Source organism: Sphingomonas cavernae (genome assembly GCF_003590775.1).
Classification (GTDB): Bacteria; Pseudomonadota; Alphaproteobacteria; order Sphingomonadales; family Sphingomonadaceae; genus Sphingobium_A; species Sphingobium_A cavernae.
Map to the genome: position 1 here is coordinate 639,884 of NZ_QYUM01000003.1, position 16,361 is coordinate 656,244.

The window sequence follows — 16,361 nt, forward strand, 5'->3', positions numbered from 1 at the left end:
CGGCGCATGGGCGTCGCGATCGATCGAAACAGGCTCAAGCCTTCCGGAAGGGAGAGCGGGAAACCGCCTCTCACGACGCTACGCCTGTCGGTTTCCGAGCATCTTCCCGCCTTTGTCGAGGCGCGCCAGCACTACCTCGATGCCTTGCCGATTGCGGCTGCAGTCGTGGGCGTCGGGCCGCGCGGTCGCTTCGTCGAATGCAGCAACGCAGCCTTCCAGCAATTGAGCAGGCCGGTGACGGGCAAGGCACGCTCGGGCGAGACGCTGCTCGATCGCAATGCGCTGGGCGATCGGGTCTTCGAGTTTCTGATCAGTGGCGACGCGCATAGCGACTTCGACTGGCAGGATGGCGACATGATCGCTGGCCGTCATTTCGCGGTTCGGCTGGCGCGACTCGCCGAAACCGATGTCTCGGGCGCGCGCTGCATGCTGAGCTTGCTCGACCGTACCGCCGAACTGCAGACTGAACAAAACCTGCGGCGCGAAATGCTGTCCGACAGCCTGACCGGCCTGCCCAACCGTGCGGGCTTCACCGAACTGCTCGAACAGGCGTCAGCGGACCCTGAACAGCATTTTGCGGTGCTGATTGTCGACCTCGTTCGCTTCAGCCGGATCAACGAGTGTGTCGGGCCGATGGCGGGTGACGAACTCATCATCACCGTGGCGCGACGGCTGGTGCAGGCGCTGCGCGCAGGCGACAGGCTGGCGCGGATCGGTGGCGACGAATTTGGTATCCTCATCCGGATCGTCGACGGCCCGGGCGATGCGCTGCATATCGCGCGACGCGTCCAGGACGTGCTGTCGGCGCCTTTTCGCCTCACCGACCTTGAAATCCGCGTCGAATGTTCGATCGGCTGCGCGCTGATGAACGAAAGCGTGGGTGACGTTGAAAAGCTCGTCCGCCACGCCCAGTTCGCGCTCAAGCGCGCCAAGGAGACGGGAAAGACCGAAATATATCAGCCCACCGCGTTCAACATGGCGCGCAGGCGTTTCAGCCTGGAAACGGAGTTGCGTCGCGCGGTGGAGGGCAATCGGCTGCATCTCGCCTTTCAGCCACTGATCGATCTTTCAAATGACCGCGTCGCCGGTTTCGAAGCGCTCGCGCGCTGGCAGGACGAGGAACATGGCGAGATTTCGCCGACCGATTTCATCCCTGTCGCGGAGGAATCGGGGCTTATCGTGCCGCTCGGACGCTGGGCGCTCGATGCAGCGGCACGAACGCTTGCCGGCTGGGATCTGCGCGCAGGTGGGCCGCTGCCGGTCAAGGTCAGCGTCAACCTTTCCGCTATCCAGCTAGCGCGCGACGATGTCGCGTCGGCAGTAGCCTCCGCGCTCGGGAGCGCTGGTATTGAAGGTTCGCGCTTCACGCTCGAGCTCACCGAAAGCGCGGTCATCGCCGATCCCGAGCGCGCGGTGCGCGTGCTCGATGCGCTCAAGGAACTCGACACGTCGATCGCGGTCGACGATTTCGGCACGGGCTATTCCAGTCTTGCCTATCTGCAGCGCCTGCCGCTCGACATTCTCAAGATCGACCGAAGCTTCATCACGGGTATGCTCGAGGACAAGAACAAGGTCGCGATTGTCCGCGCCATCCTTTCGCTGGCCGATGCGCTCGGGCTCAAGACGACCGCCGAAGGCGTCGAATCGATCGAACTGTCGCGCACGCTTGCCGCGCTGGGGTGCGCGATGGGGCAGGGCTTTCACTATTCGGGACCGCTCGATGGCGATGCGGCCTACACCTATTTGCGCGAACGCAACGCCTGAGCCACGACATCATCGGCGATCGCCGATATGCGCGCTGCGTCGGGGAAGTCCTCGTCTATCCAGCGACGCTCTACCTCCTGCAACGCTTTCGCGACAACGGGACCCGCCACCAGCCCACGCGCCACAAGCGTGCCGCCGCCGATCGGCATCCGGGGCCGTTCCGCCGTGTTGACCAGCTTCACCTGGGCGACGATCTCGTCGGCGGGAAGTTGCGAAAGCAGCAGCCGGTCCGTCGCTGAAACCGCCCCCCAGCGATAAAGGAGTTCGCGCGGCCTGCATTCATCCGCGCCGAGCGCAATTCCGATCCGTTTGCGCTGCGCGTTCGAGAGCTTCAATCGCGCGGCGATCGCATCGGCCTTGTCCGCATTTGCGGGAACCAGCGCAATCAGTCGACGCAGCGCATCGGACGCAATGGCCGCCTCGCGCTCGTTGCTGATCAGGCTTTTTAGGCGGACAAGCGAGTCCGGTCCGATCTCGGGAATGATCGCGCTGAATATGTCGGCCTCGATCATCAGCGCGATCGTCGGCGCGGGATCGGGAAGTCCAAGCAGTTTCAACAATTCGTCAGCAATGCGCTCGCGCGAAAGCGCCATCAGATCGCGCGCGCGCGCGCGGCAGGCGGCAAGCGCCGACGTGTCGGGCGCGCCCGTGCCAAAGCGTGCATGGAAGCGGAAGAAACGCAGGATGCGCAGATGATCCTCGGCGATCCGTGTCAGCGCGTCGCCGATAAAGCGGATGCGCCCCGCGGCAAGGTCTTCGGCGCCGCCGAAATAGTCGAAGATCTCGCCGCTCGCCGGGTCGGCATAGAGCGCGTTGATCGTGAAGTCGCGCCGTGCGGCGTCCTCGCGCCAGTCATCCGAAAAGGCGACGGTGGCGCGGCGACCATCGGTCGAAACGTCGCGGCGCAGCGTCGTCACCTCGATCGGGCCGCCGGGCAGAATCGCGGTCACCGTGCCGTGGTCTATCCCCGTTGGCACCACCTTGATCCGGGCGGCGCGCATCCGCTGCATCGCCTGATCGGGGCGCATGCGCGTCGCAATGTCGACGTCCTGCACTTCGTGCCCGAGCAGCGTGTCGCGCACTGCGCCACCGACGAAACGCGCTTGGCCATCGTCCGCATCGAGCGCGTCGAGCAGTGGGACCATACCTTCACGGTGTTGCCATTGCGCGTCGGGAAGAATCAGTCCGCCCAAATGATCCTCCGCGCCAGGTTGACGATCATTGCGGCAGTCGCGCCCCAGATGCGCCGGCCCTCATAGTTGATCTCGTAATAATGCCGCTCGCGCCCCTGCCATTCGACCGCCTGTTCCATATGGTTGGCGGGTTCGAGCAGGAAGGAAAGCGGAACTTCGAACCATTCAGTTACCTCCGCCGAATTGGCCACGAGCGGAAGGTCGGGCGGCACGACGCCGATGACGGGCGTGACCTGATAGCCGGTGATCGTCCGATAACGGTCGATTGTGCCGATCACCGTCACCACATCGGGAGGCAGGGCGATTTCCTCCTCCGCCTCGCGCAGCGCCGCATCTATCGCGCCATTGTCGCCGGGATCTATCCGGCCGCCCGGAAAGGCGATCTGACCGGCATGGCTGCGCATCGTCTCGGGCCGCTGCGTCAGGATCACGCCGGGATCGGCACGATCGGTGACCGCGATCAGCACGGCTGCGGGCACCAGCACCTCGTTCGTACCGATCAGCGCGTCGCGATCGTCCCCCATCAAAAGGATCGGCGAATCGGTGTGGCCGCGCGCCAGCGCATGGCGCAGCTTTTCGGCAAGGATCATGGCGCGGGCTCCAGTGGGAAGAAGGCGCCGTTGCTCCACAGACCCGGCGGTTCGGAGCCATTGGTCAGCGCAAGATTGGCGAGTTCGTACCAGACGGACCGAGCGAGCAGCGCCTCGAGTCCACCGCGCACGCTCAGATAGGGGTGCGGGCCATCGGCCGTTGCCGCGAAGCGGACCGGATGATCGCGGCCGGCCAGGACGATATCGCCGGTGTTCAGCCGAAAGCCCAGCATTGCGTCGCGGCCTGCGCCATCGATTTTCACCTCGACTGCGACAAACGGGGCATCCTCGACTTCGATGTCGAGCTTTTCAACGGGGGTGACGAGCACATAGCCGCCATCGGGCTCGCGCCGCAAAATGCTCGAAAACAATCGCACCATCGCCGGACGGCCGATCGGTGAGCCTTGATGAAACCAGGTGCCGTCGCGCGCGATCCGCATCTCGCTGTCGCCGCAATGCGTCGGGTTCCAGCTCGCGACCGGCGGTAACCGACGTTCGTCAGCCAGCTTCGCGACCTCGGCGAGCGACAGGCGGGTGAGGTCGTCGGGGGGCGGGAGCATCGGCATGGTCGGCTTCGATTAGGCGAAGCTGCGCCCGAGCGCAAAGCGCATCATGCGGGTCGTGGCACGATCCGTCCGGTACGCGGTACGGCGCTGCCGTTCCGGGCGAGCGCGAGCAGCCGATGGCGCTCTACGGGGCCGTCGATCACCCATTCGCGCGTTTCTTCGGCGGAGAAGCCGAAGAAACGGCCATAATATTCGGGGTCGCCAATCATCATCAGCGCGGGGAAATCCCCCGTCTCCCAAGCGGCGAGCGTCGCGCGCATCAACGCCTTGCCGATCCCGCCCTGCTGAACCTCGGGCTCGACCGCGACGGGGCCCAGCATCACCAGCGGATCTACGGTGCCGTCTTCGCGCGCGATCATCACGGGCCAGCACTGAATCGAGCCGAGCAGGCCGCCATCATCACCCACAACCGCGAAACTCAGTTCCTCGATCACGTGCGTCCCCGCGCGCAACCGATAGGCGGTGCGCCCGAACCGGTCGGCTCCAAAGGCGTCGTCGAGCAATTTTTCCACCGCCACATCAGGAATGCGCTGCAGTGGCACGATCTCTGCCACAGGCTGTTCCTTTCCGAGTGCGTGATGGACCTTGGGCGCGAGGCGCTTTAGCGGTTTCGCCGCTGATGAAAAGCGCGAATCGGATGGCCGAGCGCGCGACGCGGAAGAGAGTTGATGGAAGACACGCTTCAATTGCAGGTGCTCGATCTCGAAGTGCCCGTCCTCACGGGCATCTATTCGGAGGAAACGCATCTGCCGCAGCCGCTGCGTATCTCGGTGCGTGTGGACCTCGATTGTCCCGCGCGCTTCGATCCCGACACGCCGCTGACTGCGTCCAAGAACTATATGGATCTGAAGCATGCCGCGATGACGGCGCTGCCCCAGGGCGTGCACTTCACGCTGGTCGAAGCGGTCGCCGAGCATATTTGCGACACGCTGTTCATTCAGGATGCGCGCGTGCGGCGCGTGCGCGTGGACATCGTCAAGATCGCGATCGCCGAGGGCAATGAATCGATCGGCATTTCGCTGACGAGGCACCGCAAGTGAAGCTCGCGCTGGTCACCGGCGGTTGCCACCGGGTCGGTGCCGCCATCTCGGCGCGGCTGGCCGAGGCGGGCTGGGCCATCGCACTGCACGGCCGTCACGCGGCCGAGCCCGATGCGCCGCTGCTGGCGCGGCTGGAGCGATCGGGCAGCGCGTGGCATGGCTTCGCCGCAGATCTGGCGGATCAAAACCAGCTCGCCGCGCTCGTCGGACAAGTGATCGATCACTTTGGTGCGGCGCCGACGTTGCTCGTCAACAATGCCTCGATTTTTGGCGACGACGATGTCGCCACCATGACGCTCGACACGCTAACCGCGCATTTCACCGTCAATACCGCTGCACCCGCGTTGCTCGCACGCGAGGTCGCGGCGCGCGCCGCCGAGGGCGAACCGGCGGTCATCATCAACATCCTCGACCAGCGGATCCGTCATCCCGGCGGCGATCAGGCGAGCTACACGATATCCAAGCTGGCGCTTGCGGGCGCGACCGAGATGCTTGCACGCGCGCTCGCGCCCCACGCCCGGGTTTGCGGTGTCGCGCCAGGACTGACCTTGCCCACCGACGATTATCTGCCCGCGCAAATGACGGCGATCCGGGCCGAGATGCCGCTCGGGCTACTGCCCGACCCGGACGATATTGCCGACGCCGTGCTCTATCTGGCGCGCGCGCGCGCGACCACGGGGCAGGTGATCTATGTCGACGGCGGCGCCAATCTCGCCGCGTTCGAACGCGACTTCATCTATCTGGGCGCAGAGGAAGGCTGAGCCGCGCGCGTGCGAACGCAGCGGCCAAGGCCTTCGCGGACGAGGCGATAATCGGCTTGAGCGATTTCGGCCTGTGTTGCGTCGAGCGACTCGAGATTCTGCGCGGGCAACCGGGCGGGCAGCGAACAGGCCAGGCGGTACCAGAGCAGCGTACCGGGCTGGGGCGGGCGCGCCGCCTCATCAACGATCTCGCCGAGCGCAACCGCCCAGCGTGGCGCCTGACCCGGCCGGCGCAGCACGATGACTGAAATCGGATCCCCCGTTTGCGTGCTGAGGAAGATCTGCGTCTCGCCTTCGCCCGGAAGCGTGCCTGCGGTGTGGAACGCGCCGCCGACTCCCGTAATTCTGGGCGGCGAATCGGGTGCAGTAAGCTCGGTGAGAATCGCGCGGAGCTGCGCATCCGTCGATTCGCTCCACGCCAACTGCGCGTCGGGTGCGACGAGCTGAAGGCTTCCGGCTTGTCCGGACACGGGGCGCGCAAGCAGCAAGACCCTTGATTTCTTCAGCTTTGGCGCCCGCCCGCGGGCATCGAGCGGAACGTCGGCCACATAGCTGATTTTTGCCGGACTGCCTCCGGCGCCGCGAATCAGCGCCAGCACATCGGCCTCGACATAGAAACGCGCTTTGCTGGCGGGCAGGTTGGTAGCTTGCGCGCCTTCGAGACGAATCGCATCACGGATGCGGGCATCGAGCACCACGGGCGCCGCATCGGCCAGGTCCGCCAGATCGGCATAGCTGTATTGTGGCGATGCAGCAACCGGTTGAGCGGTTGAATTTGCGGGAAAAACCGCGGCGGTAGCGGCCAACGCCGCGACAAGTTTCCATATTGTCATAAAGGCTCCATAACCCGTCTCTAGAGGCTTTGGCGACGTGTGTCTTAACCCAAGATGGAGCGCCTGTCGGGGCACTGGGGCCGGCGGGGAAACAAAGCAATTGCGTCGGCACAAGTGTGGCGATAGAGACACAGTTCTGCCTTAAGATACAATAAATCGTGGCAGAGCGGGTCACAGGCGATTCCGACGCAGGAGGTCGGAGGCGCGCTCCGCTCCGTTATGTGAATAGAGGGAGTATCGTTTCTGAATGGCTTATGCTGATAGATCGCAAGGTTCGAGCCGCACGATCGCGATCGTTATCGTCGCGCTTCTGCACGCGGTACTCGGATACGCCTTCGTCACCGGACTGGCCTATAACGTGGTCAAGAAGGCGGCTGAGGATCTGAACGTCTTCGACGTCGAGGATGAACCGCCTCCACCCGAGGAAGAGCCGCCGCCACCGCCGCCGGACAAGCCCATTGAACCACCGCCGGTCGTGTCACCTCCGCCGATCGTGCAGACCAATGTGGCTCCGCCCCCGATCATCCAGACCCAGGCAGTCGCCCCGCCGGTGTTCACCCCGGCACCCGTCGCTGCTCCGCCACCACCGCCGCCGGCTCCGCCGCGCGTCGCCAAGAAGGCCGAGCAACGTGGCGGTTCGATTTCGGACGCCGACTATCCGCCCGCAGCGGTGCGTGCGGGTGACGCCGGAACGACGACCGTGCGTTTCACGGTGGGTGCAGACGGGCGTGTCAGTGCTTGCGATGTGACAGGGTCGAGTGGCTCATCCATTCTGGACGCCGAAACCTGCAAGCTCATCCTGCGTCGCTTCCGTTACCGTCCTGCTGAAGATGCAGGTGGTGCCAAGATTGCCGAGACCAAGACCCAGCGCGTCACCTGGCGCCTGCCCAAGGATTGATCCCGGACAATTGTGCCATCCGCGTTTTTGCAGTCTTAATTTGAGAGGAAAGTAACCCCAATGTTTATTCAATTCGCAGCAGCCGCGGCCGGAGCCGCCCCCGCCGCCCACGCCGGTGAAAACCCTTACGGCCTGATGGCCGCGCTCGAGCAGGGCGGTACCATTGCATGGGCCGTGTTCCTGATCCTCTGCGCGATGTCGGTCTTCTCGTTCTACATCATGTTCACCAAGCTGTTCGAACAGCAGAAGATCATCAACCAGTCGAAGCGCGTTCGTTCGAGCTTCTGGAACAACCCCAGCCTGAAGGAAGGCGCTGCCAAGCTCGAGAAGAACTCGGCCTACAAGCAGATCGTCGACGACGGCCTCATCGCGATGGACCAGCACAACAAGCTGACCGACCCTGTCGAAGCGCATGACTGGCTCCACGGCTCGCTGCAGCGCAGCCAGAACGCGATCAACTCGAAGCTCGGCACGGGCCTCGCGTTCCTCGCGACGGTCGGCGCGACCGCACCGTTCATCGGTCTGTTCGGTACGGTTATCGGCATCTACCGCGCGCTCATCAAGATCGGTGCGTCGGGTCAGGCGTCGATCGACGTCGTCGCCGGTCCGGTCGGTGAAGCGCTGATCATGACCGCGCTCGGTCTGGCCGTCGCCGTTCCCGCGGTGCTTGCCTATAACTGGCTGCAGCGCCGCAACAAGTCGATCGCCGAAGACCTCGCTGCCTTCTCGAACGACGTACACGGCTACATGGTCTCGAACGGTGCGGTGAAGCCGGCCGTCGTTGGCCGCCCCGCCCCGGCCGCGAAGCCCGCGACCGCCACGGCTGGCGCTGCCACCAAGGCCTGATTACGGATATGGAGCGGCGGCCTGTCGGGTCGCCGTTCCGTCTTCCGATGACTTTTTCGGCGGCGCATGGCGCCATGCCGGAAGCATAGCAGGATAGGATCCGAATACATGGCAATCAGTGCTGGACCCAGTGGGGGCGATAGTGACACCCCTATGTCGGACATCAACACGACGCCGCTCGTGGATGTCATGCTGGTGCTCCTCATCATCTTCCTGATCGCGGTTCCGGTCGTGATCCAGACGGTTGACCTCAAGCTTCCCGAGGTTCGCCACGACCCGACGACCACCAAGCCGGAGAACGTCTCGCTCTCCGTCAAGGCCGGACCGGCGGGCGAATGCGAGGTTTACTGGAATCTCACCCCGGTCAGCTCGCAGGAATTGCTCGATCGTGCAGTTGCGAAGCTGAAAGCGGAGATCGACAAGAAGGGCGGTCTGGAAAACTTCACCGCAGAGGACATGCCCGAGGCGCATATCCGCGGCGACGTGAACACGCCCTACCGCTGCATTGGCGGTACGATCTTCACGATGCAGATGGCCGGTTTTTCGCGCGTTGGATTTATTTCCGAGCCGCCGGCGGGCAGCTTCGTTGCCCAGCGTCTGTAATCAGAAGAGTTTGAGGAGTTAGCTGAAATGGCAATGAGCGGCGGCAAGGACGATGGCGAGCCGATGATGGAAATGAACACGACGCCGTTGATCGACGTCATGCTCGTTCTCCTCATCATGTTCATCATCACCATCCCCATCCAGACCCATGCGGTGAAGGTCGATCTTCCGGTTGACGATCCAAATGCGCGGCAGAATCCGCCGCCGATCCAGCCGGACAAGAACAAGATCTCGATCGATCCGGCAGGGGTCATCATGTGGAACGGCAGCCCGATCGACAAGGTCACGCTGCGTCAGTATCTGGATCGCACCAAGGTCATGGAACCCGAGCCCGAGCTGCACTTCCAGCCCGATGCGCAGGCCCGTTATGACGTGGTCGATCAGGTTCTGGCGATCATCAAGAAATCCGAAGTGACCAAGATGGGTTTCGTCGGCAACGAGCAGTACCGTACCTGGTAAATTTTTGCTGGTTGAATGAAGAATTTAAGGGCGGGCCCGTTGGGTCCGCCCTTTTTCTTTGGGTGCATGCTCGGATTAGGGGCGGGCGCGCAAGCTCGCCAGCGCAGGCGTCGCCAGCCTTATGGCCCGGCTCATCCTCCCAGCAGCGTGTAGGCCAGGATCCATATGCCGTAGACCATCAGTCCCGCGAGGATGACGGCGAGCGCGACGAGGTCGGCCTGCAGATAGTCCGAACTCTTCATAAAAACTCTTTCTTCACTGTTACGCATTACGGATCGGTCTGAAGCTCCGGGAACCGTGCGCCAATTCCCGGACGCGAGCCACCGAAAAGGGTACGGCAACGCGTGCCTCGGACCGATGCGAGGCGGCCTCCAATAGACAGTGAAATGGTTAACGACTCGTTAGCAATTTGGCGCAACTCGTCGCATTGGGGCTTCCGACTGACTTGAGCCGCGTCACGACGTCAGGCGGCGAGCCCCTCGAACTGGAGCCGCGCGAGCCGGGCATAGAGTCCACCGTCGGCGCTCAGCGTGTCGTGATTGCCTTGCTCGACGATGCGGCCATGTTCCATCACGACGATGCGATCGGCGGCGCGAACGGTCGCGAGTCGGTGCGCAATGACGAGCGTGGTGCGGCCGCGCATCAGCGCATCCAGCGCCTGCTGCACGAGCCTTTCTGACTCGGCATCGAGCGCGGAGGTCGCCTCGTCGAGCAGCAGGACGGGCGCATCGCGGAGGATGGCGCGCGCGATCGCGAGCCTCTGACGCTGACCGCCTGACAGCCGCGCGCCGCCTTCGCCCATGAAGGTATCCAGACCTTGCGGCAGTCTGTGCAGGAACTCCGCGGCATTGGCGGCCTCGGCCGCGGCCCAGAGATCATCGTCGCTCGCGTCCCAGTTGCCGTAGCGCAGGTTGTCGCGCGCCGAGGCCGCGAAGATCACGGTTTCCTGAGGCACCATCGCGATCCGCTCGCGGATTTCGGCAGGATCGGCGTCGGGGAGCGCTACGCCGTCGAGGCGCACAACACCCCGGTCGGGGTCATAGAAGCGCTGGATGAGCTGAAATAACGTCGACTTGCCCGCGCCCGACGGACCGACCACCGCGACCGTCTCACCCGGCGAAACAGCCAGCGAGAAGTCCTCGAGCGCACTCGTTTCGCGCCGCGTGGGATAGTGGAATGTGACATGTTCAAAGGCGAGTTCGCCCCGCGGCGGTAGCGGAAGCGCGCGGGGCTGCGCGGGGGCGGCGATCGCGGGCTTCTCGGCAAGCAGCTCGGACAGGCGACCCGCGGCGCCCGCGCCGCGCAGCAGATCCCCATAAACCTCGGTCAACGAGCCGAAGGCGCCCGCCACAATCCCGCCGGTGAGCACAAAGGCAGCGATCGTGCCGCCGCTCATCCGCCCGGCTGCGACGTCGAGCGCGCCCTGCCACATGACCAGGGTGATCGCGCTGAAGATCAGGCCGATCACCGCTGCCGTCATGATCGCGCGGACGAGAATGCGACGGCGCGCGGTGTCGAATACGCGCTCCACGGCGGTGCTGAATCGCGTGCTCTCGCGCTGCTGTTGTCCAAACGCCTGGACGATCTTCATCGCGCCCAGTACCTCACTGACCATCGCGCCGACGTCGGCGACGCGATCCTGGCTGCTGCGCGATATCGTCCGGACGCGGCGACCCAGCACGACGATGGGCAGGATCACCACGGGGATGCCGATCAGCATCATGCCCGTCAGTTTCGCGGACAGCGTGAACAGATAGATGATGCCGCCAACCGCCATGACCAGATTGCGGAGCGCAACCGAAATGGTAGTTCCGACGAGCTGCTCGATGATCGTGGTGTCCGCGGTCAGGCGCGATGCGATCTCGGAGGGGCGATTCTCTTCGAAGAAGCTGGGCGAGAGACGCAAGAGGTTCCGCTGCACGTCGCGGCGCAGGTCTGCGACCACGCGTTCTCCAAGCCATGACACGAAATAGAAACGCAGCGCGGTCGCCATGGCCAGCACCGCGACGATCAGCAGCAGATACTGGAACCAGCGCCCGATATCGCCGCCGCCGATCGTGAAACCGCGGTCGATGATCAGCCGGAAGCTGCCGGGAATCGCTAAGGTAGCGGATGCTGCGATGAGCATCGCGAGCGCGGCCGCGACGATCCGCCACGGATAGCGGAGCGCGATCGCCCAGACCATGGAAAGGCTGCCGAGCTTGCGCCCGGTAGTGCTTGCTTGCTGCGTCTCGCTCGCCATGCGGCCGCGCCTAGCAGTTGCGTGCAAAACGCTCAATCGCATGCTTTGGTGTTTCGCATTGCAGCGAAAATGATTTAGACGGTTTTGTGACAAAGAGGATGCCCGGCACAGACACGGGAAGCAGCGGGAACACATGCTCTACAACGCTTATGAAATGCAGCGCTCGCTGCTCGCGGGCGCCAGCGCCTTTGCCAATCTTGGCGCGGAATTCCTTCAGAATCCCGTCAATCCCTTCGCCTATTTCGGCGGCGGGCCTATCGTGGCTTCAGCGCTTGACGTGTTTGCGCATGCAGCGGCTCCGCGTGGCAAACCCGCATTTGGACTTGTCCAGACTGAAATCGACGGCCGCAAGGTGGTGGTGACCGAGGAGATCGTCCTTCAAAAGCCCTTTGGCCAGTTGAAGCGCTTCGTGCGCGACGGAGTGGAGGGCGGCCCGAAGCTGCTCATCGTCGCACCGATGTCGGGGCACTATGCCACGCTGTTGCGCGGCACGGTGGAGCGTATGTTGCCGGGGCACGACGTCTACATCACCGATTGGCGCGACGCGAAGCTGGTTCCCCTGCGTGAGGGACGCTTCGATCTCGACGATTATATCGATTATATCGTCTCCTTTCTCGAACATATCGGTCCGGGCGCTCACATGCTCGCGGTGTGCCAGCCCTCAGTGCCTTGCTATGCGGCGGCCGCGCTGATGGCGAAGGACGAACATCCCTGCCGGCCGAAGACGCTGACGATGATGGGCGGCCCGATCGACACGCGAGAAGCGCCGACCGCAGTCAACAAGCTGTCGACCGAACGGCCGCATAGCTGGTTCGAACAGAATGTCATCGCAACCGTGCCGATGCACTATCCCGGTGCCGGACGCGCCGTCTATCCAGGCTTCCTGCAGCTCGCGGGCTTCATGTCGATGAATCTCGGCGATCACATGACGAGCCATTGGGAGATGTTCAAGCATCTCGTCGTGGGCGATGACGACAGCGCCGATGCAACCAAGCGGTTCTACGACGAATATCGCGCGGTCTGCGACATGACCGCCGAATTCTACCTCCAGACCGTCGATGCGGTATTTCAGCGACATCTGTTGCCGCGCGGCCAGTTCCACCATCGTGGCAAGCGCATCGATCCCGGCGCGATCAAGGACATTGCCATCCTGGCGATAGAAGGCGAGCGCGACGACATTTCGGGCGTGGGGCAGACAAAAGCGGCGCTTACGCTTGCCGAAAAGCTGCCAGCCAAATTCAAGAAATACCATCTCGCAGCGGAAGTCGGCCATTACGGCATCTTCAACGGCAGCAAGTGGCGCACCAGGATTGCGCCGGTTGTAGAGGCGTGGATCGCGAAGTTCGATTGATGTGATGCGCGGACTTCGGTTCGCAACTGCCATCAAGGCGCACCAACGCGATCGAATGGCGTGATTCATCGAGCCGTGCCCAGAAGAAAAATGACGCGCCGTGGCCAGATCTCAGGGATCGATCCTCAAAGGTCGACATTCCGTTGGCGTCGCGGCTGATCAGATTTTTCCAATAAAATGGCTTATTTTCAGCCGATATCGCTCAAATTGAGTACGATATAATAGCGCCTCATATATCGAGATTTTCCGAGGAAATTTTGAGAATATCTCGCTGCCGTTGAATATTATTTCAGAAACCTTATATTGCTTTTGCTTACGCCGTTCACGGCGAGTCTTGTTCTTCCCTTTTTGCCTGGTTTTCCGCGGTTGCGGTCACTGCATGGAAGGGAAGTTTGTGGCGCGAAGCTAGCGCTTCCTTCCGTTGGCTCCCTTGTTGGTGCGCGCCTTGGTGCGCGGCGCCGTGCTGCGTGAGCGTGTCACGTATTGCAGGCGAACACGCCTGCCAGAGGATTTATGAATACCCAAATGATCGTTTCGAGCCGACCGCGGCTCTCACCTGCCTTCGCCTCCGTCCACGCGGCACCGCCGCCGAACGGGCGAATGCTTCCCTCCCCGTTGTCGGGAAGGGAACTGAAGAAAATCGTCGCCGACTTGCTCGGCTGACACACGCGCCAGGCAACACTTCAGTTGCCTGGCTCATTATTATCGCTGCCAAGGATATCGCCCATGTCGACCCCGCCGATCCGCCCCTTCCTGATAAACAAAGACGAGGATGGCCATTTTCGGTTGACCGTGCGCGATACGCGCTACAACTCGCAAGGCTATCCGATCGTGACCGCGACGCGGCACGACGAAATGTTCAAGAGCGCGGCGGCAGCCAGGGCCTATGCGCGCGAGAACTTCGGTGCTGAGGCCGGGCAGTTTGCAGCAAAATAGGGCCAAAGCTCGAAATTGCGCCATTTTTGTGAAGTAATCAGCAAAGTTTGAGCGAATTTATGCGACAGGTCAGCGGTATCATGCTAGGCCTTAGCTATCGCGCGAGCATTGCCTGCAAGCCTTCGCGCGGCTGAGAGACGCTGCGCGCTCCCGCTTGTTCCGCCCGGAGAGCGACAGTGGAAGACCTCAATTTCTTATATTATCGCCAACAGGTCGCGCTGATGCACGCGCGTTCTGCGGACGATCCTTACAATCGCCGCGCGCAGGAAAGACTCGCGCGCGCTTATGGCGACCGCATCGCGCGGTTTCGTCGTGCGGGAAGCCGCGGCCTCGCCGCAGCCTGAACCAGCTTCCCCCCATACCGGCTGGGACCGGACGGTATGAGGGGCGATCGAGATTCCGGTTCCAGCAATCCGTTGAACCCGTCTTCGCGGCGGCACAACGGCGATACCCAAGGAAATAGCATCATGCCCATCGGCACAGTCAAATTCTTCAACACCGACAAGGGCTATGGCTTCATAGCGCCCGAGGATGGCGGCACCGACGCTTTCGTCCATATCACGGCGGTGGAAGCTGCCGGCATGCGCACGCTCGATAAGGACCAGCGCGTGTCGTATGAACTGGAAGCAGACAAGCGCGGCAAGATGTCCGCGACAAAGCTCGCATCGGCCTGAGGGAACCCCCTTTGGGGGAAGAAGGCATGCGTGTCGGGCGCGACCCCTGCGCGCATGCCTTCGTCCTACCCCGCGCCCTCGACGATTGCGGGAATAACTTATGTCGATGATGCTGCGCGCTCAATTTTGTCGCGAACAGGCCGATCAGGCGCAAGCTGACGCCGAAGCGGCCTCGCTGGACAATGTCCGGCAGCAATGTCTGCGATCCATGCAGGTCTGGCAGCGGCTCGCCGACCAGGCCGAGCGAGTCCACGCCGAACGCCTGGTTCGCGAAGAAGCCACACGCTGCTCCAAGGCAGATTAGCCGACGCCTCCAGCGCCTGATCCCGCGACGACGCTGAATGTGCGAAGGCCGGGACGCTTCCGCACCCCGGCCCGTAGTCGTATCGCACAGTAACCGGCCTTGTCGCCGGTACGGATCATAGCACTTCGAAAAGGCCCGCCGCGCCCATGCCGCCGCCGATGCACATGGTGACGACGACGTGCTTGGCGCCGCGACGCTTGCCTTCGATCAGCGCATGGCCGGTCATGCGCGCGCCCGACATGCCATAAGGGTGGCCGATCGAGATTGCGCCGCCATTGACGTTCAGCAGCTCGTTGGGGATGCCCAGCTTGTCGCGGCAATAGAGCACCTGCACCGCGAACGCCTCGTTCAGCTCCCACAGTCCGATATCGTCCATCTTGAGGTTGAAGCGCTCAAGCAGCCTGGGGATCGCGAAGACGGGACCGATGCCCATCTCGTCGGGCTCGGTGCCCGCAACCGCCATGCCGACATAACGGCCGAGCGGGGTCAGCCCCTTCTTCTCGGCGAGCTTCGCCTCCATCACCACGCTTGCCGACGAGCCGTCCGAAAGCTGGCTGGCATTGCCCGCCGTGATGTTCATGTCGGGCCCGAGCACGGGCTGTAGCGACTTCAGACCCTCGATCGTCGTATCGGCTCGGTTTCCCTCGTCCTTGGCGAGCGTGACTTCCTTGTAGGAGACTTCCTTGGTCTCCTTGTTGACGACTGCCATGTTCGCCGTCACCGGCACGATCTCGTCATCGAACTTGCCCGCGGCCTGCGCGGCTGCAGTGCGCTGCTGCGACTGCAGCGCATATTCGTCCTGCGCGTCGCGGCTGATGCCATAGCGCTTGGCCACCACCTCGGCGGTCTGGAGCATCGGCATGTAGATGTCCTTGTGCATCGCCACCAGCTCCGGGTCGGGGGCCACGCGCATCTGGGGGGTCTGGACGAGCGAGATCGATTCGACGCCGCCGCCGATGACGATATCCATGTTGTCGGTGATCACCTGCTTGGCCGCGGTAGCGATCGCCATCAGGCCCGAGGCGCACTGGCGGTCGACCGACATGCCCGCGACGGAAACGGGGAGCCCGGCGCGCAGCAGCGAAGTGCGAGCGATATTGCCCGCCTGATGCCCCTGCTGGAGCGCGGAGCCGAAGATCACGTCGTCGACCTCGGCGGGGGCTATCCCTGCGCGCTCGACCGCGGCCTTGATCGAATGGCTCGCCAGCGTGGGCGAGGGCAGGTTGTTGAACGCGCCGCGATAGGCGCGGCCGATCGGGGTGCGGGCGGTGGAAACGATGACTGCGTCACGCATTGGGGGC

Annotated in this window: 19 protein-coding genes; 12 read left to right on the forward strand and 7 right to left on the reverse strand. The window is 63.3% G+C overall.

The features are described 5' to 3' along the window. Positions 1-6: 6 nt before the first annotated feature. Complete coding sequence (locus tag D3876_RS10695) at positions 7-1,764, forward strand: putative bifunctional diguanylate cyclase/phosphodiesterase (RefSeq protein ID WP_119762056.1); 1,758 nt, start codon at positions 7-9, stop codon at positions 1,762-1,764. Here the strand turns inward: D3876_RS10695 and D3876_RS10700 are convergent. From D3876_RS10700 to D3876_RS10715, 4 genes are read right to left on the reverse strand one after another with little or no spacing between them, the layout of a single operon-like run. Continuing rightward, entirely contained in the window at positions 1,740-2,909 is a 1,170-nt protein-coding gene (locus D3876_RS10700) for a CCA tRNA nucleotidyltransferase (protein WP_119762058.1), read from the reverse strand. The genes D3876_RS10695 and D3876_RS10700 overlap by 25 nt on opposite strands. 35 nt (positions 2,910-2,944) lie before the next feature. Beyond that, positions 2,945-3,547, reverse strand: coding sequence for a CoA pyrophosphatase (locus tag D3876_RS10705; protein ID WP_119762059.1), 603 nt, complete (start codon positions 3,545-3,547; stop codon positions 2,945-2,947). Next, positions 3,544-4,113, reverse strand: coding sequence for a DUF1285 domain-containing protein (locus tag D3876_RS10710; RefSeq protein ID WP_119762061.1), 570 nt, complete (start codon positions 4,111-4,113; stop codon positions 3,544-3,546). The genes D3876_RS10705 and D3876_RS10710 overlap by 4 nt, the downstream gene beginning before the upstream one ends. Positions 4,114-4,157: 44 nt before the next feature. Beyond that, positions 4,158-4,667, reverse strand: a complete 510-nt coding sequence (locus tag D3876_RS10715) for a GNAT family N-acetyltransferase (protein ID WP_119763727.1) — start codon at positions 4,665-4,667, stop codon at positions 4,158-4,160. A gap of 114 nt (positions 4,668-4,781) precedes the next feature. On the opposite strand from D3876_RS10715, the gene D3876_RS10720 reads away from it, so the two are divergent. Further along, positions 4,782-5,153, forward strand: a complete 372-nt coding sequence (locus D3876_RS10720) for a dihydroneopterin aldolase (protein ID WP_119762063.1) — start codon at positions 4,782-4,784, stop codon at positions 5,151-5,153. Further along, positions 5,150-5,914 carry an SDR family oxidoreductase gene (locus D3876_RS10725; RefSeq protein WP_119762065.1) on the forward strand — a complete coding sequence of 255 codons (765 nt, stop codon included), beginning with the start codon at positions 5,150-5,152 and terminating at the stop codon, positions 5,912-5,914. Before D3876_RS10720 ends, D3876_RS10725 begins: the two co-directional genes overlap by 4 nt. On the opposite strand, the gene D3876_RS10730 is transcribed toward D3876_RS10725, so the two are convergent. Next, complete coding sequence (locus tag D3876_RS10730; RefSeq protein ID WP_238475328.1) at positions 5,890-6,747, reverse strand: hypothetical protein; 858 nt, start codon at positions 6,745-6,747, stop codon at positions 5,890-5,892. The two genes, D3876_RS10725 and D3876_RS10730, sit on opposite strands and share 25 nt — an antisense overlap. 247 nt (positions 6,748-6,994) lie before the next feature. Between D3876_RS10730 and D3876_RS10735 the strand changes: the two genes are divergently transcribed. The 4 genes from D3876_RS10735 (at position 6,995) to D3876_RS10750 (ending at position 9,553) form a co-directional block, all read left to right on the forward strand. Continuing rightward, the gene (locus tag D3876_RS10735) at positions 6,995-7,645 is read left to right on the forward strand and encodes an energy transducer TonB (protein ID WP_119762067.1); all 651 of its coding nucleotides are present in this window, start codon (positions 6,995-6,997) and stop codon (positions 7,643-7,645) included. 60 nt (positions 7,646-7,705) lie between these two features. Beyond that, positions 7,706-8,491, forward strand: a complete 786-nt coding sequence (locus D3876_RS10740; RefSeq protein WP_119762068.1) for a MotA/TolQ/ExbB proton channel family protein — start codon at positions 7,706-7,708, stop codon at positions 8,489-8,491. A 108-nt stretch (positions 8,492-8,599) separates the two neighbouring features. Beyond that, entirely contained in the window at positions 8,600-9,094 is a 495-nt protein-coding gene (locus D3876_RS10745) for an ExbD/TolR family protein (RefSeq protein WP_119762070.1), read from the forward strand. A gap of 27 nt (positions 9,095-9,121) precedes the next feature. Continuing rightward, entirely contained in the window at positions 9,122-9,553 is a 432-nt protein-coding gene (locus D3876_RS10750; protein WP_119762072.1) for an ExbD/TolR family protein, read from the forward strand. A 463-nt stretch (positions 9,554-10,016) separates the two neighbouring features. On the opposite strand, the gene D3876_RS10755 is transcribed toward D3876_RS10750, so the two are convergent. Continuing rightward, positions 10,017-11,795 (reverse strand): ABC transporter transmembrane domain-containing protein, encoded by a 1,779-nt coding sequence (locus D3876_RS10755; RefSeq protein WP_119762073.1) that lies wholly within the window; start codon positions 11,793-11,795, stop codon positions 10,017-10,019. Positions 11,796-11,928: 133 nt separating this feature from the next. On the opposite strand from D3876_RS10755, the gene D3876_RS10760 reads away from it, so the two are divergent. The 5 genes from D3876_RS10760 to D3876_RS10775 all read left to right on the forward strand — a co-directional run bounded on the left by D3876_RS10760 (position 11,929) and on the right by D3876_RS10775 (position 15,060). Further along, positions 11,929-13,146: a polyhydroxyalkanoate depolymerase gene (locus D3876_RS10760; protein WP_119762075.1), complete on the forward strand. Its 1,218-nt coding sequence runs from the start codon at positions 11,929-11,931 to the stop codon at positions 13,144-13,146. 726 nt (positions 13,147-13,872) lie between these two features. Further along, complete coding sequence (locus tag D3876_RS10765; protein ID WP_119762077.1) at positions 13,873-14,082, forward strand: hypothetical protein; 210 nt, start codon at positions 13,873-13,875, stop codon at positions 14,080-14,082. A gap of 176 nt (positions 14,083-14,258) precedes the next feature. Further along, complete coding sequence (locus tag D3876_RS20495) at positions 14,259-14,426, forward strand: hypothetical protein (RefSeq protein WP_182911980.1); 168 nt, start codon at positions 14,259-14,261, stop codon at positions 14,424-14,426. Between the two features lie 123 nt (positions 14,427-14,549). After that, positions 14,550-14,756, forward strand: a complete 207-nt coding sequence (locus D3876_RS10770) for a cold-shock protein (RefSeq protein ID WP_119762079.1) — start codon at positions 14,550-14,552, stop codon at positions 14,754-14,756. A gap of 100 nt (positions 14,757-14,856) precedes the next feature. Beyond that, entirely contained in the window at positions 14,857-15,060 is a 204-nt protein-coding gene (locus D3876_RS10775; protein ID WP_238475329.1) for a hypothetical protein, read from the forward strand. A gap of 115 nt (positions 15,061-15,175) precedes the next feature. On the opposite strand, the gene D3876_RS10780 is transcribed toward D3876_RS10775, so the two are convergent. Further along, positions 15,176-16,354: an acetyl-CoA C-acyltransferase gene (locus D3876_RS10780; protein WP_119762080.1), complete on the reverse strand. Its 1,179-nt coding sequence runs from the start codon at positions 16,352-16,354 to the stop codon at positions 15,176-15,178. Between the last annotated feature and the right edge of the window lie 7 nt (positions 16,355-16,361).